Origin of the sequence: Methylomonas rapida (assembly GCF_024360925.2) — a bacterium.
GTDB classification, from domain to species: Bacteria; Pseudomonadota; Gammaproteobacteria; order Methylococcales; family Methylomonadaceae; genus Methylomonas; species Methylomonas rapida.
Genome location: NZ_CP113517.1, coordinates 3,383,233 through 3,400,978, shown reverse-complemented (window position 1 = coordinate 3,400,978; position 17,746 = coordinate 3,383,233). Strand labels below are relative to the sequence as shown.

General features: G+C 53.8%; 17 protein-coding genes, 2 tRNA genes and 1 pseudogene. 16 read left to right on the top strand and 4 right to left on the bottom strand.

Annotated features, from left to right (window positions below; all coding sequences use genetic code 11):
- Nucleotides 1-7 precede the first annotated feature (7 nt).
- From NM686_RS15985 to NM686_RS15970, 4 genes are read left to right on the top strand one after another with little or no spacing between them, the layout of a single operon-like run.
- Entirely contained in the window at nt 8-1,603 is a 1,596-nt protein-coding gene (locus NM686_RS15985; protein WP_255188846.1) for a MutS-related protein, read from the top strand.
- Entirely contained in the window at nt 1,600-2,802 is a 1,203-nt protein-coding gene (purT, locus tag NM686_RS15980; RefSeq protein ID WP_255188845.1) for a formate-dependent phosphoribosylglycinamide formyltransferase, read from the top strand. The genes NM686_RS15985 and purT overlap by 4 nt, the downstream gene beginning before the upstream one ends.
- A 20-nt stretch (nt 2,803-2,822) precedes the next feature.
- On the top strand, nt 2,823-3,398 hold the full coding sequence (locus NM686_RS15975) for a transglycosylase SLT domain-containing protein (RefSeq protein ID WP_255188844.1): 576 nt from the start codon (nt 2,823-2,825) through the stop codon (nt 3,396-3,398).
- 2 nt (nt 3,399-3,400) lie between these two features.
- Nucleotides 3,401-4,264, top strand: coding sequence for an HDOD domain-containing protein (locus NM686_RS15970; protein WP_255188843.1), 864 nt, complete (start codon nt 3,401-3,403; stop codon nt 4,262-4,264).
- Nucleotides 4,265-4,337: 73 nt separating this feature from the next.
- Here the strand turns inward: NM686_RS15970 and NM686_RS15965 are convergent, their stop codons facing one another.
- Entirely contained in the window at nt 4,338-4,916 is a 579-nt protein-coding gene (locus NM686_RS15965) for a Maf family protein (protein WP_255188842.1), read from the bottom strand.
- Between the two features lie 66 nt (nt 4,917-4,982).
- Here NM686_RS15965 and NM686_RS15960 point away from each other — a divergent pair, with 66 nt between their 5' ends.
- From NM686_RS15960 to NM686_RS15930, 7 genes are all read left to right on the top strand, one after another.
- Nucleotides 4,983-5,501: a YceD family protein gene (locus NM686_RS15960; protein WP_255188841.1), complete on the top strand. Its 519-nt coding sequence runs from the start codon at nt 4,983-4,985 to the stop codon at nt 5,499-5,501.
- Nucleotides 5,502-5,503: 2 nt separating this feature from the next.
- Nucleotides 5,504-5,695 (top strand): 50S ribosomal protein L32, encoded by a 192-nt coding sequence (gene rpmF, locus NM686_RS15955; RefSeq protein WP_255188840.1) that lies wholly within the window; start codon nt 5,504-5,506, stop codon nt 5,693-5,695.
- 193 nt (nt 5,696-5,888) lie between these two features.
- A complete protein-coding gene (gene plsX, locus NM686_RS15950) occupies nt 5,889-6,917 on the top strand; it encodes a phosphate acyltransferase PlsX (RefSeq protein ID WP_255188839.1) in 1,029 nt (342 codons plus the stop codon).
- Nucleotides 6,914-7,882, top strand: coding sequence for a beta-ketoacyl-ACP synthase III (locus NM686_RS15945; protein WP_269021862.1), 969 nt, complete (start codon nt 6,914-6,916; stop codon nt 7,880-7,882). Before plsX ends, NM686_RS15945 begins: the two co-directional genes overlap by 4 nt.
- 7 nt (nt 7,883-7,889) lie before the next feature.
- Nucleotides 7,890-8,840, top strand: coding sequence for an ACP S-malonyltransferase (gene fabD / locus NM686_RS15940; protein WP_255188838.1), 951 nt, complete (start codon nt 7,890-7,892; stop codon nt 8,838-8,840).
- Nucleotides 8,833-9,561: a 3-oxoacyl-ACP reductase FabG gene (fabG, locus tag NM686_RS15935; protein WP_255188837.1), complete on the top strand. Its 729-nt coding sequence runs from the start codon at nt 8,833-8,835 to the stop codon at nt 9,559-9,561. The genes fabD and fabG overlap by 8 nt, the downstream gene beginning before the upstream one ends.
- A gap of 362 nt (nt 9,562-9,923) precedes the next feature.
- Nucleotides 9,924-9,999, top strand: a tRNA-Val gene (locus NM686_RS15930).
- Nucleotides 10,000-10,162: 163 nt separating this feature from the next.
- Here the strand turns inward: NM686_RS15930 and uvrA are convergent.
- On the bottom strand, nt 10,163-12,979 hold the full coding sequence (gene uvrA / locus NM686_RS15925) for an excinuclease ABC subunit UvrA (protein WP_255188836.1): 2,817 nt from the start codon (nt 12,977-12,979) through the stop codon (nt 10,163-10,165).
- Between the two features lie 159 nt (nt 12,980-13,138).
- On the opposite strand from uvrA, the gene NM686_RS15920 reads away from it, so the two are divergent.
- From NM686_RS15920 to NM686_RS15910, 3 genes and pseudogenes are all read left to right on the top strand, one after another.
- The gene (locus NM686_RS15920) at nt 13,139-14,524 is read left to right on the top strand and encodes an MFS transporter (RefSeq protein WP_255188835.1); all 1,386 of its coding nucleotides are present in this window, start codon (nt 13,139-13,141) and stop codon (nt 14,522-14,524) included.
- Between the two features lie 35 nt (nt 14,525-14,559).
- A complete protein-coding gene (locus NM686_RS15915) occupies nt 14,560-15,018 on the top strand; it encodes a single-stranded DNA-binding protein (protein WP_255188834.1) in 459 nt (152 codons plus the stop codon).
- 110 nt (nt 15,019-15,128) lie between these two features.
- Nucleotides 15,129-15,673: pseudogene (locus tag NM686_RS15910) on the top strand (IS3 family transposase); the annotation flags it as partial.
- 92 nt (nt 15,674-15,765) lie between these two features.
- On the opposite strand, the gene NM686_RS15905 reads toward NM686_RS15910, so the two are convergent.
- Nucleotides 15,766-16,419 carry a class I SAM-dependent methyltransferase gene (locus NM686_RS15905; protein ID WP_255188833.1) on the bottom strand — a complete coding sequence of 218 codons (654 nt, stop codon included), beginning with the start codon at nt 16,417-16,419 and terminating at the stop codon, nt 15,766-15,768.
- 72 nt (nt 16,420-16,491) lie between these two features.
- Here NM686_RS15905 and NM686_RS15900 point away from each other — a divergent pair.
- Nucleotides 16,492-16,568, top strand: a tRNA-Asp gene (locus NM686_RS15900).
- A gap of 131 nt (nt 16,569-16,699) precedes the next feature.
- Nucleotides 16,700-17,128: an Hsp20/alpha crystallin family protein gene (locus tag NM686_RS15895; protein WP_255188832.1), complete on the top strand. Its 429-nt coding sequence runs from the start codon at nt 16,700-16,702 to the stop codon at nt 17,126-17,128.
- Between the two features lie 52 nt (nt 17,129-17,180).
- Here NM686_RS15895 and NM686_RS15890 read toward each other — a convergent pair whose 3' ends face one another.
- On the bottom strand, nt 17,181-17,675 hold the full coding sequence (locus NM686_RS15890) for an NUDIX hydrolase (RefSeq protein ID WP_255188831.1): 495 nt from the start codon (nt 17,673-17,675) through the stop codon (nt 17,181-17,183).
- Between the last annotated feature and the right edge of the window lie 71 nt (nt 17,676-17,746).

Sequence of the window (17,746 nt, the reverse complement as noted above, 5' to 3'; positions counted from 1 at the left end):
AGGCAGCATGCAGCAAAACATATTACAGAGTTGGAATGATGAGTGGCCGGCGGTTCGATCCAGCAAACCGCTGCCGACCGGTGAAGGCGTTCTGGATCAGGGGGCCTTCAATACCATCGAGGTCGACGAGCTGTTCGATTATGTCAATTACGCCAGCACCGTTGCCGGTCAGGCCGTGTTGTATCGATCATTGGCGCAACCCTTGGACGATCTGGAAACCATAGCCGCCAAGCAGGAGGCCGTGCGCGAGATTCGCGACAATCCGGACGTGCGAGCCAATGTCGAGAATATTATCGCTGATGCGGCAGGGGCGGAAAAACGCTTGTATTTGTTGTTGTTTGGCGAGTTCTTAGGCAGTTTCGGCACGGCGCGCGAAGAAAATCAGATCGAAGGTTACGGCTATAAACAATATCGCCGCGGCATCAATTTCGTCTTGAATCTGGTTGGCGCGATTCACAACTCCGGTACGCCGCAAAGTCCTTATCTGCAAAGCGTGTTCAACAAAATCGGCAATTTTGCCAATAGCCACGACTATTCGCTGATGGTCGGCCCGGTTTATAACAGTGAAAAAGGCATACAAAGCAAGGAAGAGCGTAAGGGCAGCTTCGCGCCGGCAACGATTTTCCGCCCGACCCTGTTCAAGCCGATGTTGCTGGCTCTGGTTGCCCTGGCCATTTGGGGCTTGATCCAGGTTTTTCCGAGCGACATGTTCCAGTTTACCAGGGATGGCATTTCGGTCGCCTCGGTGTTTTTCTTGCCGCTGATGCTGGCTTATATTCCGGTGATCGGCGGTTATGACCGGGATAATTGCATCATTCCGTTGCGTAATCGCTTTAAAAGTTCGCAGGCTTTGGGTGACATGTTGGATGGCCTGGGGCAGCTCGACGAACTCTTGGCCTTCATCAAATACGCCGAAGATTACGGCAGCGACATGGTGTTGCCCGAGATGCATGCCGGCGAGCGACATGAGATCGAACTGAAGAGCGCGAAAAATCCGGTACTGGGGAAACAGAATCCGGCTTATGTCGGCAACGATTTTGCGATGCTGGAAGAGCGGCTGGTTTGCGTGACGGGCCCGAATAGCGGCGGCAAGACCGCGTTTTGCAAAACCATTACCCAGATACAATTGCTGGCGCAGATAGGCTGTTATGTGCCGGCCAAGTCGGCGCGGATGGCAGTGGCGGACAGAATTTTCTATCAGGCGCCGGAAATCAGTCATCTCGACGATGGCGAAGGCCGCTTCGGTACCGAATTGAAGCGCACGCGCGATATTTTCCTGGCGACCACGGCAAAAAGCTTGCTGGTGCTTGACGAAATGGCGGAAGGAACTACCTTTGAAGAAAAAATGCAGTCGTCGATCGATGTGCTGGACGGGTTTTATCGTAAAGGTAACAGTACCATCCTGATTACGCACAATCATCAGTTGGTGGATGTTTTCGTCAAACGTGGCATCGCGACGCCCAAACAAGTGGAATTTGCCGACGAGATGCCGACCTTCAGATTGATCGAGGGTATTTCCAGGGTCAGTCACGCCGACCGGGTGGCGAAGAAAATCGGTTTTTCCAAACAAGACATCGAAAACTATCTGGCCAAATCGACATGAAAATAGGTACGCCCACGAGTCCGACCGCAACCAAGGCCCTGTTGTTGGGCAGTGGCGAGCTGGGAAAAGAAGTTGCGATTTCGTTGCAACGCTATGGCGTCGAGGTAGTTGCGGTCGACCGATACCCCAATGCACCGGCCATGCAGGTGGCTCATCGCAGTCATGTGATCGACATGACCGATGCCGTGGCGGTGAAAACGCTGATAGCCAGCGAGAAGCCGCACATCATAGTCCCGGAGATCGAGGCGATTGCGACGCAGGCATTGGCGGATATTGAAGCCGAGGGTGGCGTGCAAATCGTGCCCAATGCGCGCGCCATTCAACTGACGATGAACCGCGAGGGCATCCGGCAATTGGCCGCCGAACAGTTGGGCTTGCCGACCTCACAATATGCCTTTGCCGAAACTTTCGAGCAATTACAGGCGGCGGTGGATGGCGGCATCGGTTACCCGTGTTTCATCAAGCCGACGATGTCGTCGTCCGGCAAGGGGCAATCGATGGTGAAAAGCCCGGAGCAACTCAAGGCGGCCTGGGATTATGCCAAGGCTGGCGGGCGCGCCGATACCGGCAAAGTCATCGTCGAGGCCAAAGTCGAGTTCGATTTCGAGATTACGCTGTTGACCGTGCGGGCCTTGAATGCAAAAGGCCAGGTCGAAACCTATTTTTGCCAGCCTATCGGCCATCGCCAGGAAAACGGCGATTACCGCGAAAGCTGGCAGCCGCAGCCGATGAGTCTTTCCGCGATCGCATTGTCGCAACAAATCGCGGGCAAAGTCACCGAGGCGCTGGGGGGCTTGGGTTTGTTCGGTGTGGAGTTATTCGTCAAGGGCGACCAGGTCTGGTTCAGCGAAGTCAGCCCCAGGCCGCACGATACCGGCATGGTGACCCTGGTCAGCCAGCGCCAGAGCGAGTTTGACTTGCATGCCAGGGCTATCTTGGGTTTTCCGGTCTGCACGGATCTGGATAAAACCGGCGCCAGTGCGGTCATCCTGGGTGGCGTCGATGCCAAGGCCGTGGTTTATCAAGGGCTGGAACAGGCCTTGGCGGTGCCCGACAGCGAGATTCGCCTGTTCGGTAAGCCGGAAGCCTTCGTATCCCGACGCATGGGCGTGGCGTTGGCGACGGCGGATAACATTACCGGCGCCAGAAGCAAGGCGGTCGAGGCCGCCAGTTTGATCAGTATCCAGGTAGCGAGCTGAATCTATCGAAGGTGAGTGCGATGAAATGGCTGAAAACGTTTATGTTGTTGCTAGCGGTTTCGTCAGTGGCGTCGGCCGATATTTATAAGCGCGTGGGGCTCGATGGGCGGGTTTATTATACCGACCGTCCGGAAAAGGGGATGGGATTCAAGCTGATCATCCGCACGCCGCCCAAGACTTACAAGCGCGACTTGAAGTTTATGGCCGGTAACAGATTAAAATACAACGAGTTGATTGATCGCGCCGCCGCCAAGCATCAAATGGACCCCAAATTGTTGCATGCGGTGATTCAAGCCGAATCGGCTTACAATCCGCAGGCCATTTCTTCGGCGGGGGCCGTGGGCTTGATGCAATTGATGCCGGATACCGCGCGGCGTTATGGTGTCAGCGACCGGCGCGATCCCGAACAAAACGTCGATGGCGGCACGCGCTATCTGAAGGATTTGCTGGCGATGTTCAATTCCAATTTGAAATTGGCTGTAGCCGGTTATAACGCCGGTGAGGGGGCTGTGATGAAGTACAACTACACGGTGCCGCCCTATCCAGAAACACAAAATTACGTCCAGCATGTGCTGCGACTTTACGGGAAAAGTTAAGCGTGAAATTTCAAACCGCACAGGAAGTGGTCGCCGAGGCGAAAGATTTATTTTCTTTGCCGGATATTTATTTTCAACTCAATGAGATGATTCACGATCCGCGCTATTCCTTGGCCGAAATTGGCAATGTGATTGGCCGGGATCCCGCGTTGTCCGCCCGATTGCTGCGGATAGTCAATAGCGCTTATTATGGCTTTCCCGCCAAAGTCGACACGATATCGAGGGCGATTACGGTCGTCGGTATCGAAGATGTTTACAGTCTGGTGGTGGCGACCTGTATCGTCGACAAATTCGTCAAGATTCCGTCCGACCTGGTCGATATGACGGCGTTCTGGCTGCGTAGCGTTCATTGCGGCGTGGTCTGCAAGTTATTGGCCAAATCGAGTGCGGTGCTGAATGTCGAACGCTTGTTTTTGGATGGCTTGTTGCATGACATAGGTTCCTTGGTGCTGTATCAGCTCATGCCGGAGCAGGCGACGAAAGTCTTGGTGTCCATCAGGCAGGATAGGCGGTTGCTGGTGAATGCCGAGCGGGCGATTCTGGGGTTTACCCATGTCGAGGTTGGCTGCGAGTTGATGAAATCGTGGGGATTTCCCGAGTCGCTCTACGAAGTGGTTGGTTGCTATCGCGATCCTGATGCGGCCATTACGCATAAGCTGGATGCGCGGCTACTGAATCTGGCCAGCAGGCTGGTGGACGACAAGGAGTTCGGCAGGCCCATCGAGCAGACCTTGGTGGAAATACCGGATCATGTCCTGGATTTTGCGCGTTTGACGCGAGCGCAGATAGAACAGGTGATGACGCAGGCTGAACTGGAGTTTCATTCGATCTTCGAGCAATTGCTGCCCGAGCACAAACGTCAATGACGGTTGCCTTAAAGGCGGTGTTCAAGACTTCAAGATCAATATATCGTTGGTTTTTCGCGTGGTGGCGGCTTCATTATGGTATCGCCAGGCCGCATTGGTTCAGCAGGCCGATCAGTTTAATCAGCGGCAAGCCGATCAGGGCATTCGGGTCTTCGCCTTCGATTTTGCTGAACAAGCTGATGCCATAGCCTTCCGATTTGAAGCTGCCGGCGCAATCGAACGGTTGGTCGACATCCAGATAATGCTCGATTTGGCTCTCGCTGAGTTCTCTGAAATACACATGGCAGACATCCAGGTCTGTCCAGGTTTGGCCCGTCCGGCTGTTGAGCACGCAAAGACCGGTGTAAAACGTGACCTTCTGGCTTGATTGGGCTTTTAGTTGGCGGAAGGCGTTTGCACGGTTGCCGGGTTTTCCCAGTAATACATCGTTGCAAACCGCTACTTGATCCGAGCCTATGATCAGATGATCAGGGTATGCGGGCGCGACCGCTTGGGCTTTGCTGATCGATAAGCGCTGCGCCAGCGCGTCGGCGGGTTCCTGGGGATGTGGCGTTTCATCGACTCCGCGGCTGCAAGTGATAAAGTCCAGTTGCAGTTTTTTGAGTAGCTCGGCGCGGTAGCGCGAGCTCGATGCAAGAATCAGTGGCGACATGTTTCGGTTAAGGTCAAATTGTGTCGGATTGACGCAACAGAGAGTTATCTGTATGATTGTACAGTTATGTCAGACAAACTTCCCGACTTTATTGACCCTTTATTGTTTGCCGAAAGGCGAACCGTTCTGTCAGGTGCGCTGGAAATAGCGGCGCTCGAGCGTTTGTCCGATCTGGTTTTAGTCAAAGATGGCGATGTGGAAATTGAAGCGCAGTTTGGCAAGGAAGGCAAGCGGGCCGTTATCTCCGGCACGATAAAAGCGACGCTGGAGCTGGCGTGTCAATCCTGCCTGCAAGCGTTGAGCTGGCCGATCGATCTGAAATTCAAGCTGGGCGTGGTGTCTTCCTTGCAAGAGGCTGAACAACTTGAGATCGATTGCGAGCCGCTGTTGTTTGACGGCGAAAAAGTGTCGTTGAATGCGCTGATCGAAGATGAAATATTGCTGGCATTGCCGGATTATCCCAGGCATGAATATGACTGCATCCTGCAACGCAGTTCTAAAGATGCCGACTTTGACGACGAAAGTCAGACCAAGACCCATAACCCTTTTTCTGTTTTAGCCAAACTTAAAAAAACTGGAGAGTAATAATGGCAGTACAAAAGAGTAAAGTATCGCGTGCAAGACGCGGCCAACGTCGTTCACACGATGCCTTAACCGCCAAAACCTTGGCGCAGGATCCGTTGACAGGTGAAGTGCATTTGCGCCATCACATGACGCCCGATGGCTTCTTCAAGGGTCGTCAAATCATCGCCAGCAATAGCGAAATCGACGAAGAATAAAAATCTCATGGCTGTTAGAAGCCGTTGACGTCATTCGAAAGGGTGCTTGAGTGGGCTGCGTTTGCCGGCTGCATCCGTTCGAACTGACATGCCTGTCTTTCGGTTTCTAACAGATTCATTTTATTTGATTTCATAGACGACACGTCTGATCGATGTGTCTCCTCATTCAACTTCAAGGGTTAGGTCCTAAAGCGTGAGCTCAACTCTATCGATTGATGCGATGGGCGGGGATTTCGGTCCTCAAGTGACCGTTCCTGCGTCACTAGCCTGTTTACGAAAAAATCCACATTTAAAATTGATCATGGTGGGCGACGAGGCTGTCCTGAGCAACCTGTTGTCCGAAGCGCTGGTGGAGTTCAAAGACAGAATCCGCATACAGCACGCTTCGCAAGTCGTCGAAATGGACGAGCCGCCGCAAAAGGCGCTAAAAAACAAAAAAGATTCCTCGATGCGGGTGGCCATCAATCTGGTCAAGGAAGGCCGAGCCGATGCTTGCGTCAGCGCGGGCAATACCGGTGCCTTGATGGCGACCGCGCGTTTCGTTTTGAAGATGATTCCGGGGATCGAGCGGCCGGCCATCATCTCTACCTTGCCTTCGATTTTCGGGCATACCCATGTGCTGGATCTGGGCGCAAACGTCGATTCCAGTGCCGAGCATCTTTACCAGTTCGCCGTGATGGGCGAAGAAGTCGTCAAGGCCGTGGAAAATATCGAACGCCCTCGCGTCGGTCTGTTGAATATCGGCGAAGAAGACATGAAGGGCAACGAGCAGGTCAAGGCGGCCGCCAAGCTGCTGGAAAACTCTAACCTGAATTACATCGGCTATGTGGAAGGTAACTCCATCAATGCCGGCAGCGAAAAGGTCGACCTGATCGTCACCGACGGTTTTGTCGGCAATGTCGCGCTCAAATCCATCGAAGGCGCGGCAAAGATGATCGCCGTGAAACTGAAGGAAACCTTTTCCCGCAATCTGTTTACCCAATTCTTGGGCTTGCTGGCTTATCCAGTGCTGAAGATGTTCAAGGACAGTATCGATCCGCGACTATATAATGGCGCCAGTTTTATCGGTTTGCGCGGTTTGGTGATCAAGAGTCATGGCGGTGCCGACGCGTTGGCATTTGAAACCGCGATTCACTTGGCGGAAGTAGAGGTTGAGAAGGATGTTATTCGTAAAATCAGCGAAAAACTTGAAATCGCCCTGGCCCAGAAGGAAGCAGAATGACGATCTGGAGTAATGTGATTGGCACGGGCGGCTATTTGCCTGAAACCATCCGCACCAATGATGATATTTCCACGATGGTGGATACCTCCGATAGCTGGATTTACGAGCGCACGGGTATCAAGAGTCGACGCATCGCCGGCCCACGGGAAACGGCTTCCTCCATGGCCGAGATCGCCGCGCGCGAAGCCATCGACATGGCTGGTATCGACGTACAAGCCATCGATTTGATCATCGTTGCTACCGGTACCCCGGACCGCGTCTACCCCAGTACGGCCTGCTTGTTGCAGCAACGTCTCGGGATACAGCAATGCGTGGGCTTCGATGTGCAGGCGGCCTGTTCCGGCTCGATTTTTGCCCTTAGTATTGCCGATCAATACATCAGAACCGGTTTCAGCAAAAACGTACTCGTCGTGGGTTCCGAGGTGTGCTCGCGCATCGTCGACTGGACCGATAGAAGTACCTGTATTTTATTTGGCGACGGTGCCGGCGCCGTTTTGTTGAGCGCTTCGGATCAGCCGGGGATTTTGTCGACCCATATTCATTCCGACGGCGGTTACGAAGACTTGTTGTATTGCCCTAATCCGCAAGTGGCGTCATTCGACAAGCAAGACGAACTGGGTTATATCAGCATGCGCGGTAACGAAGTTTTCAAGGTGGCCGTGAATACCCTGGGGCGCATCGTCGATGAAACCTTGGAAGCCAGCGGTTTGCATAAAAGCGATATCGACTGGTTGGTGCCGCATCAGGCCAATACGCGCATCATCGCCGCTACAGCCAAGAAGCTGGGCATGTCCATGGATCAGGTGATCTTGACTTTGGAAACCCAGGGTAACACCTCGTCCGCTTCCATATTGCTGGCTTTCAACGAGGGCGTCCGCGATGGTCGGATCAAAAAAGGCCAGATGGTGTTGATGGAAGCCTTCGGCGCTGGCTTTACCTGGGGTTCCGCGTTAATCAAATATTAAAAAGGCTATGAACGAACAAAATTATAACTTGGCTTTCGTTTTTCCAGGGCAGGGCTCGCAATCCGTCGGCATGATGTCATCGCTTGCGGAGGCTTATCCTTCGACCAAGCAAACTTTCGAGCAGGCTTCCGATGCCTTGGGTTTCGATTTGTGGAATCTGGTGCAAAATGGCCCTGAAGCCGATTTGAATCAAACGCAAAATACGCAACCGGCGATGTTGGCGGCCGGCGTTGCGGTTTGGCGCATATGGTGTGAGAAAAGCCAAATCCGACCGGCCTGGATGGCGGGTCACAGCCTGGGCGAATACACCGCCCTGGTTTGCTCGGGTGCGATTGCTTTCGAGGATGCTGTCAAATTGGTGGCGGCGCGCGGTCGTTTGATGCAAGAAGCCGTTCCGGTCGGCGTGGGTGCCATGGCGGCGATCTTGGGTCTGCAGGATCACCAGGTAGTGAACACTTGCGCCGAAGTCGCTCGCGGTGAAGTCGTCGCGGCGGCCAATTTCAATGCGCCGGGTCAAGTTGTCATTGCCGGTGAAACCGCGGCGGTTGACAGAGCGATGGAGGCGCTGAAGGCATTGGGCGCGAAACGCGCCGTCAAATTACCGGTCAGCGTGCCGTCGCATTGCCGTTTGATGGAAGCCGCATCGGAAAAACTCAACGAAATTTTGCAGGGTATCAATGTCGAGATGCCGGATGTCACGCTGATACACAACGCCGACGTCAAGTCGCATGGCTCGCCGGAAGTGATTCGCCATGCGTTGAAAGAGCAGTTATTCATGCCGGTGCGCTGGGTCGAAAGCATCAAATTCATGCATGAACAAGGCGTGGCTGGCTTCATCGAATGTGGGCCAGGCAAGGTTTTGCTAGGGTTGAACAAACGCATCGCGCCCGATGCCGTGCACATGACGATATTCGATCCGGATTCTTTAAACAATGTATTGGAGCACTTACATGGATAAAAAAGTTGCCATTGTCACGGGTGCTAGCCGCGGCATCGGTCGTGCGATTGCCGAAAGATTGGTCGCCGACGGTTTTTTTGTAATCGGTACCGCGACTTCCGACAACGGCGCCGAGGCGATTTCCGCCTATCTGGGGGAAAACGGCAAGGGCTACAAACTGAATGTAGCCGACGCCGCCGACATCGAAAACTTCATCAAGGTCACCGGCGATGATTACGGTACGCCGGCCGTGCTGGTCAATAACGCCGGCATTACCCGCGACAACTTGTTGATGCGGATGAAGGATGAGGAGTGGGATGACATCATCAACACCAATCTGACCTCGGTTTTCCGGATGAGCAAGGCGGTTTTGCGCGGCATGATGAAGGCCCGCTATGGTCGCATCATCAATATTTCTTCGGTGGTCGGTTCCACCGGCAATGCCGGCCAAACCAACTACGCGGCGGCGAAAGCCGGCATGGTGGGCTTCGCAAAATCAATGGCCAAGGAGGTCGGTTCGCGTGGCATTACCGTCAATACCGTGGCGCCCGGTTTCATCGATACCGACATGACCAAGGAATTGTCCGACGACATCAAGAATGCTTTGTTGAATTCGATTGCCCTGGGCCGTTTGGGGCAACCGGAAGAGATCGCTCATGCGGTGTCCTTCCTGGCTTCGGAGCAGGCGTCTTACATTACCGGCGAAACCTTGCACGTCAATGGCGGCATGTACATGCCTTAGAATTTGGCGTGTTTCGTTTTTGAAAAGCCGGCTTCGCCTTGTGTGACTGCCGGTTTTTTTGTGATTAATGAACCTAGAAAAATCATTTGGTCCACGAAACACACGAAAATCACGAAAAGTTTCAACCAGTTGTCACCGCCGAAAAGTAGCACTAAACAGATGGATCGATAAGCTTCATAACGCAATGATTTCTTTCTTGTCTTTCTTGTCTTTCGTGAGGTTCGTGGACTGACTGTCGTTTTTAGGGTGAACGACTTTATTGCGGCCGCATTCCTTTACCGATGAGGTTGTTTCCGGATTTTGCAAGCAAAAATAGTTTGTGCCTGACGTTAAATTGTGTAGAATACGCGGCTCAAACGAGTGGGTGCTTAGCTCAGCTGGGAGAGCATCGCCCTTACAAGGCGAGGGTCGGGGGTTCGAACCCCTCAGCACCCACCAACTCTTTTCTGAATCTCGATAAATTCCGTCTTATCGAATCTCCTACGCAGTTTCAAGCAAAAACGTTAATGCCCTTTCAAGGCTTGCCCTGAAGGTAGCGATGAGGGTGTCGCTCCTGAAGTAGTCTTGGGTTTGCCTGAGGGATGCCGCGTCTTCATGTTGGTTAGGCAAAAAAACGCTTCAAATACTTTCCTGTATGTGAATCCCGGTGTTTGGCTATATCTCGCGGCGTGCCTTCCGCAACCAGTGTGCCGCCGCCATTGCCGCCCTCGGGACCCATGTCGATGATCCAGTCGGCGGTTTTGATCACGTCCAAGTTATGCTCGATAATGATCACGGTATTGCCGTGGTCGCGCAGGGTGTGCAGCACCGACAATAGCTGTTTGATGTCATGGAAGTGCAGGCCTGTGGTCGGCTCGTCGAGGATATACAAAGTCTTGCCGGTGTCGCGTTTTGACAGTTCCTTGGCCAGTTTGACCCGCTGCGCCTCGCCGCCGGATAGCGTGACGGCGTTTTGGCCCAGCGTGACATAACTCAAGCCCACGTCGATCAAGGTCTGCAGCTTGCGTGACAAACTGGGAACCGCCGAGAAAAACTGAGCGGCATCTTCCACGGTCATTTCCAGCACTTCGTGTATGGTCTTGCCCTTGTAGCGAATTTCCAGGGTCTCCCGATTGTAACGCTTACCATGGCAAATGTCGCAAGGGACAAAAATGTCGGGCAAAAAGTGCATTTCCACCTTGATCACGCCGTCGCCGGCGCAGGCTTCGCAGCGACCGCCCTTGACGTTGAAACTGAAGCGGCCCGGCGTGTAACCGCGCGAACGGGCTTCCGGCACGGCCGCGAACAGTTCACGGATCGGCGTGAAGATGCCGGTGTAGGTGGCCGGATTCGAGCGGGGCGTGCGGCCGATCGGGCTTTGGTCGATGTCCACGACCTTGTCGAATTGCTCCAGGCCTTCGATAGCTTCGCACGGCGCCGGTATACAACTGGCGCCGTTGATGACGCGCGCGGCGTGACTGTACAAGGTATCGTTGATCAAGGTCGATTTCCCAGAGCCCGATACCCCGGTCACACAAGTCAACAGCCCCACCGGGAATTTGACCGTGACATTTTTCAGATTGTTGCCGCCGGCGCCCTTGATGACCAATTGCCGGGTCGGATCGTTGGACGTGGTTTTCTTGGGCGCGTCTATGCTTTGCGCACCGGACAAATACTGGCCTGTCAGCGAATGGGTGTCGGCCAGAATTTGTTCGGGCGACCCTTGAGCTACGATTTGTCCGCCGTGCACCCCGGCGCCGGGGCCGATGTCGACGATATGGTCGGCGGCGCGGATCGCGTCTTCGTCGTGTTCGACGACGATCACGGTGTTACCGAGATCGCGTAGTCTGAACAAGGTATTGAGCAAACGTTCGTTGTCGCGCTGGTGCAGGCCGATGGATGGCTCGTCCAGCACATACATGACGCCGACCAGGCCGGCGCCGATCTGGCTGGCAAGGCGGATGCGCTGGGCTTCGCCGCCCGATAGCGTGTCGGCGCTGCGGTCCAGGGTCAGATAATCCAGACCGACATTGACCAAAAATTCTAGCCGCTCCTGAATTTCCTTGTTGATCTTGGCCGCGATTTCGCCGCGGTGGCCGGGGATGTTCAAGTCTTGAAAAAAACTTAGCGTTTCGCGGATCGGTAGACGGGTGATCTGATGCAGCGGTTTATTCTCGACATACACATGGCGGGCGCCCAGATTCAAGCGCGCCCCTTCGCAGGCCGTGCAGGTCTGTTGGGCCAGGTATTTGGACAGTTCGTCGCGCACCATTTGCGAGTCGCTCTCGTGATAACGGCGCTCCATGTTGGGGATGATGCCTTCGAATGGATTATGGCTGGTGCGAGGCTTGCCGCTGCCCATGTGCAGCTGGAAACTGATGCTCTCCTCACCACTGCCATACAGGATCACCGCCTGGATGTCCTTCGGAATTTGCGAAAACGGTGCCTCCGGATCGAAGCCGTAATGGGCAGCCAGCGCGCAGATGATCTGGTAGTAATAGGCATTGCGGCGGTCCCAACCGCGCACCGCGCCGCCGGCCAGGCTGATTTCCGGATTGTGCACCACCAGTTGCGGGTCGAAATGCTGGCGCACGCCGAGCCCGTCGCAGCTCGGGCAGGCGCCCTTGGGGTTGTTGAACGAAAAAATGCGGGGCTCCAGTTCGCTGAGGCTGTAGCCGCAATGCGGGCAGGCATAGCGTTCCGAGAACAGCAGTTGTTGCCCGTTTTCCATCGATGCGGCAATTGCCTGGCCGTCCGAAAGGCGCAGCGCGGTTTCGAAGGACTCCGCCAGGCGCAGGGCGATATCCTCCCTAATCTTGAAACGATCGACGATGACTTCTATCGTGTGTTTTTTCTTCAAATCCAGCGCCGGGGGCTCGTCCAGTTCGTAGACCTCGCCGTCGATGCGGGCGCGCAAGAAGCCTTGGGCTTTCAAGTCTTCCAGCAATAATACGTGCTCGCCCTTGCGGTCGTTGACCACCGGCGCCAACAGCATCCAGCGCTCTCCTTCGGGCTGGGCGAGGACTTGGTCGACCATCTGGCTGACGGTCTGCGCCTGTAAGGATACGTCGTGTTCAGGGCAGCGCGGGATGCCGACCCTAGCATAGAGCAAACGCAGGTAATCGTAAATCTCGGTGATGGTGCCGACCGTGGAACGCGGATTGTGCGAAGTGGATTTTTGTTCGATCGAAATCGCCGGCGACAGGCCTTCGATATGATCGACATCGGGTTTTTCCATCATCGACAAGAACTGCCGGGCATAGGCCGACAAGGATTCGACGTAACGGCGCTGGCCTTCGGCGTAAATGGTGTCGAAGGCCAGGGATGACTTGCCGGAACCGGATAGGCCGGTGATGACGATCAACTTGTCGCGCGGCAAATCCAGATCGATGTTTTTCAGATTATGGGTACGGGCGCCGCGTATGCTAATGGTGTCCACTGCTGCGAATTCCTGGGATTAGAACAGCCGGATACTATACGAGGTTGCTTCGGGTTGAGCAAAGATTCGCGTGCTCGTGATATTTTCCGAGGCTGGAGCCGGGTATCCATAAACTGATACTATAGGCACCTTTAAACGAGGGTAAAGAGGAGTTGGAGTTTGACACAGGTTCAGGATGTTTCAGGCGGGATGACGTCCATGGAAAAGCGGGCGACAGTCTCGCTGGCCAGTATTTATTCACTCAGGATGCTGGGTTTGTTCATGTTGCTGCCGGTATTGTCGCTGTTTACCGAGCAAATGCCGGGTTCGACACCGAAACTGGTGGGTTTGACGATGGGGATTTATGGCCTGACCCAGGCCGTCTTGCAGATACCTTTCGGTTTGCTTTCCGATCGTTTCAGCCGCAAAGCCATAATCGTGATTGGTCTGCTGCTGTTTTTGCTGGGCAGCGTGGTGGCCGCGTTGGCTAGCGATATTTATGGCGTGCTCATTGGGCGCGCCTTGCAAGGCTGCGGCGCGGTATCGGCGGCCGTGATGGCCTTGCTGGCCGATCTGACGCAGGAAGTCAACCGAACCAAGGCCATGGCTACGATAGGCGCCAGTATCGGCGTGTCGTTCGGTGTGGCGATGACGATAGGCCCTGTGGTAGCGCACCATTTCGGTATCAGCGGCATTTTCTGGTTGATTGCGATCTTGGCCGCGCTGGCTATCTTGGTGATCTTGTTCATCGTGCCAAATCCGCAAAAAATATCGATACATCGCGACGCGGAATACATTCCTTCCGAATTGAAGACGGTCATCAAAAATGCCGATTTATTGAGACTTAACTATGGCATTTTCGCGCTCCATCTGATTCTGATGGCCAGCTTCGTGGTTGTGCCCTTGTTGATGCGCGACGCGGGGCTGGGGGGCGGTAGCCACTGGCAGGTCTATCTGCCGGTTCTGGTAACCTCGATGGCGGCGATCATTCCGTTCGTGATCATCGCCGAGAAGAAGCGGCAAATGAAAAAGGTGTTTATCGGCGCCATCTTGGCGCTGATACTGGCGAACCTGGGTTTTGTGCTGCTGCACGGACAGTTGCTTGGCTTGATCGCCTGTTTGTGGGTGTTCTTTTGCGGTTTCAATTTGCTGGAAGCCACTTTGCCGTCGTTGATTTCCAAAACCGCGCCGGGCGATTTGAAAGGCACGGCGATGGGTATTTATTCAGCGGCCCAGTTCATTGGTGCTTTTCTGGGAGGCGCCAGCGGCGGCTGGTTGTACGGTGAATATGGCCCCGCCTCGGTATTCGTATTTTCCGCCGCGGTGGCAGGGACTTGGGGGTTGATCGCCTTGTTCATGTCGCAGCCGCGCTATCTGGCCAATCTATTGTTGTCGCTTCAGGCCGTCAGGCCGGAGCGCGGCGCCGAATTTTCCAAGGCTTTGTTGGCGATCGACGGCGTCGAGGAAGTGAGATTGCATTTCGAGGAAAATACGGCCTATCTGAAAGTGGATAGCCAGATACTGAACAAGAACGAACTGAATATATTTTTACAGCAATGGCGTTGAGTCGTTGCTAGCCGAGTTTTTATACGGAGACAATTATGTTGAACAAAGTCATGTTGATCGGCCGACTTGGTGCTGATCCGGAAATTCGCTATATGCCCAGTGGTGATCCGATTGCGACCATCCGCCTGGCGACGACTCGGCGATGGCGCGATCGCAATACCAATGAGCGCAAGGAAGAAACCGAATGGCATCGGGTGGTATTTTTTAGCGGTTTGGCAAAAACCGTTGGGGAATACTTGAAGAAGGGCAGTCAGGTCTATGTGGAAGGCCGTATCCGCACCCAGAAATGGCAGGGCCAGGACGGGCAAGACAGATACACGACCGAAATCGTCGCCGATGCGATGAATATGCTGGATAGCCGTAGCGGTGGCACCGCCAGTTACTCCGATAATACGCCACCTGCCAACAGCTATGACAATCGTCCATCGGCACCTGCCGGTCCGCAATCGGCGCCGCCAGCGTATGACGATTTCGATGATGATATACCGTTTTAAAAGATACTAAAGGAGGAACTTGCAAAATACCACTATTAGTGGCCAATTAATTTTAAAAACCACTATATCTAGTGGTTTTTGCGTAAAATCTCATCATTTTGCAAGTACCTCCAGGGTACGAGATTTATCCTTACTTGCTGAGCGGCATCACCATTGATCGGGCTAATCAGGTGTGGGCCTTGGGCACGACGTATATTCCGATGAGTAAAGGCTTTGCATACCTGACGGCCGTAGTCGATTGGGCCAGTCGCAAAGTCCTAGCCGCCAAGGTCGCCATCACGCTGGAAGCTTGTCATGCAGTGGATGTGCTGGAACAAGCATTCCGGCAATATGGCAAACCGGAGATCGTCAACACCGACCAAGGTAGCCAATTTACCGCCAAAGCGTTTGTCGAGGCCGTGAAAAGTCAGGGCTGCCAGTTGAGCATGGACGGACGGGCGCTTGGCGAGATAATGTCTTCGTCGAGCGACTATGGCGATCAGTCAAATACGAGCGGGTTTACCTGCATGCCTACGATTCCGTCGCCAAAGCCCGCGCTTCAATCCTGGATTATTTCGAATGGTATAACCAGGATCGCCCCCACTCCAGCTTGAATCGACAAACGCCTCATCAGGCGTATTACGACTTGCTGCCAATCGTTAAAAAGGCAGCCTAACCAACAGCGGGGATTTCACTTTAATTTTGGATTCTACTGTTCAAGCGATTGGGGCCACTTCTGATATTTACCTGGCGTTTCTGGTTTTGGGGTTATCCGCCCTTGCGCTGGTCACGAAAAATCATCACATCCTTGCCGACGAACTCGAGTTCGCAGTGGTAAGTCTCGGCGAGCCATTGCATTGTGGTTTTGGAAAAAAAGCTGACGTGCGTCAAGTCGTTTTTATAATGCCAGCGGCTGAAGGCTTCGGCATCGATGACCAGCTTGGTCATCAGGCCCAATAAGCCGTCCGGCTGAAGTAAGCCGAAAAGGCGTTCGAATTCTTGCGCGGGCTGTCTGAAGTGCTCAACGACTTCGGTGCAGGTGACAAAATCATACCGACGCTGCAAATGCTGGGGACGGTTGGCGTAAAAGGGATCATACACTTCGACATCATGGCCAAACCTTTTCAGCATTTGCGCCAACAAGGGGCCGGGCCCGCAGCCATAGTCCAAACCGCTTGAGGCCGGAGATAGCTTTTCCTGTAATGGCGTGGCCAAACGGGATAAAAATTGCCGATACCCCGGATCGTCTAGTTGATTTTGGTGAAAGTCGTAAATGGCTTTTTCGGCATCCGGCGACAAGTGTTGTGCAGGCGGGACGAAAACCAAGTGACAACGACGGCAGCGATAATAATCGCGGTTTTTGTCTTGATAGAACGCAACGGGCGCAGCATCGAGACAAAGTGGACAAACAGGATTTGGCATGGATTTTGGCGAAAGTTTATTTTTGGCTTGACGATGTATGTGGTTGCTGTATAATGCCTGAATTCCAACTGCGGAGCGGTAGTTCAGTTGGTTAGAATACCGGCCTGTCACGCCGGGGGTCGCGGGTTCGAGCCCCGTCCGCTCCGCCACTTCCGTTTTTCTCCAATCTTGTTATCTGTTGGGCCTGATAATTCTTTGCCAGGCTTGAAATTCTCGATTCCGCTACCATAATTCCTCTCGCATAAGACATAAATTTTGCGCAACGCAGAGGAGATTAAACATGAGTAGCTTAACCCCATTCGTAAGTCGCAGTTTGTTTGATGATTTGTTTCGGGACATCAATCCTGGCTATTTTATCAAGCCGTTACATGGCGATCCGTTACCGTCGCAAATCAAGGTCGATGTAAAGGAAAATCCAAACGAGTTTATCGTCGAAGCGGAAATTCCGGGCGCGGGCAAGGATAACATTCATGTCAATATCGATGGCAACGTAGTCAGCATTCGCGCCGAAATCAGCCAAGTCGATAGCGAAACCAAAGAAGACAAGTTATTGCGGAGTGAGCGCTACTACGGCGAAGTATCGCGCAGCTTTCAACTGCCGTCCGATATCGACGAAGCCAGCAGCAAGGCTCGTTATGATAACGGGATCTTGACGCTGAATCTGGTGAAAAAGCAAAAGCAGGCCGGTCAGCGCATGACCATCGAATAAAACCGCTGTTGTTCCTCCGGGTGGGCGGTTTCGCCCGCCCGTTCCAAAAACCTTAAATTTCCTGGTAGTGGCGCCAGATGATTTTAAAGGTCTCGGTCAGCGTCGCGTCGTTTTCAGTCACTCGACGGGCTATTTCATCGCGACTTGACCAACGAATTTCGTCGATTTCTTCCGTGGCGAATTCAAATGGGCCGTTGTGTTGGCTGTGGTAGACTTTAATGAATTCCATGCCCAATGCCGGCGTTGCCGATAGCTTGAATAGCGGCGTCAGTGGCGCCGTAACGTTCAGTTCCTCCCGCAGTTCGCGCGGCGCGCAGGCGTCATAGCTTTCGCCCTGGTCGACATGGCCGGCGGCCGATGTGTCCCATAAGCCCTTGTTCAAATCCTTTTTCATCGAGCGCTTTTGCAACAATAGCCGACCCTGGTCGTCGAATACCAGAATATGCACGGCACGATGGCGCAAGCCTTGGGCATGAATTTCGTGGCGAGGGCGGTGCTCGAGGATGACGTCATGCTCGTCGACGACGGCAAGCAGTTCGTTTTGCATGGCTAACTATCGATTCCAGTTGAAAGGTCGTGTATGGTAACGTTTTTTGATTGCACCCAGCAGAGCAAAAT

Bases quoted from the DNA above. Each gene is read 5' to 3' on its own strand.
- NM686_RS15985 (WP_255188846.1), top strand. From the start codon at position 8: ATGCAGCAAAACATATTACAGAGTTGGAATGATGAGTGGCCGGCGGTT.
- purT (WP_255188845.1), top strand. From the start codon at position 1,600: ATGAAAATAGGTACGCCCACGAGTCCGACCGCAACCAAGGCCCTGTTG.
- NM686_RS15975 (WP_255188844.1), top strand. From the start codon at position 2,823: ATGAAATGGCTGAAAACGTTTATGTTGTTGCTAGCGGTTTCGTCAGTG.
- NM686_RS15965 (WP_255188842.1), bottom strand. From the start codon at position 4,916: ATGTCGCCACTGATTCTTGCATCGAGCTCGCGCTACCGCGCCGAGCTA.
- NM686_RS15960 (WP_255188841.1), top strand. From the start codon at position 4,983: ATGTCAGACAAACTTCCCGACTTTATTGACCCTTTATTGTTTGCCGAA.
- rpmF (WP_255188840.1), top strand. From the start codon at position 5,504: ATGGCAGTACAAAAGAGTAAAGTATCGCGTGCAAGACGCGGCCAACGT.
- NM686_RS15945 (WP_269021862.1), top strand. From the start codon at position 6,914: ATGACGATCTGGAGTAATGTGATTGGCACGGGCGGCTATTTGCCTGAA.
- fabD (WP_255188838.1), top strand. From the start codon at position 7,890: ATGAACGAACAAAATTATAACTTGGCTTTCGTTTTTCCAGGGCAGGGC.
- fabG (WP_255188837.1), top strand. From the start codon at position 8,833: ATGGATAAAAAAGTTGCCATTGTCACGGGTGCTAGCCGCGGCATCGGT.
- NM686_RS15915 (WP_255188834.1), top strand. From the start codon at position 14,560: ATGTTGAACAAAGTCATGTTGATCGGCCGACTTGGTGCTGATCCGGAA.
- NM686_RS15905 (WP_255188833.1), bottom strand. From the start codon at position 16,419: ATGCCAAATCCTGTTTGTCCACTTTGTCTCGATGCTGCGCCCGTTGCG.
- NM686_RS15895 (WP_255188832.1), top strand. From the start codon at position 16,700: ATGAGTAGCTTAACCCCATTCGTAAGTCGCAGTTTGTTTGATGATTTG.
- NM686_RS15890 (WP_255188831.1), bottom strand. From the start codon at position 17,675: ATGCAAAACGAACTGCTTGCCGTCGTCGACGAGCATGACGTCATCCTC.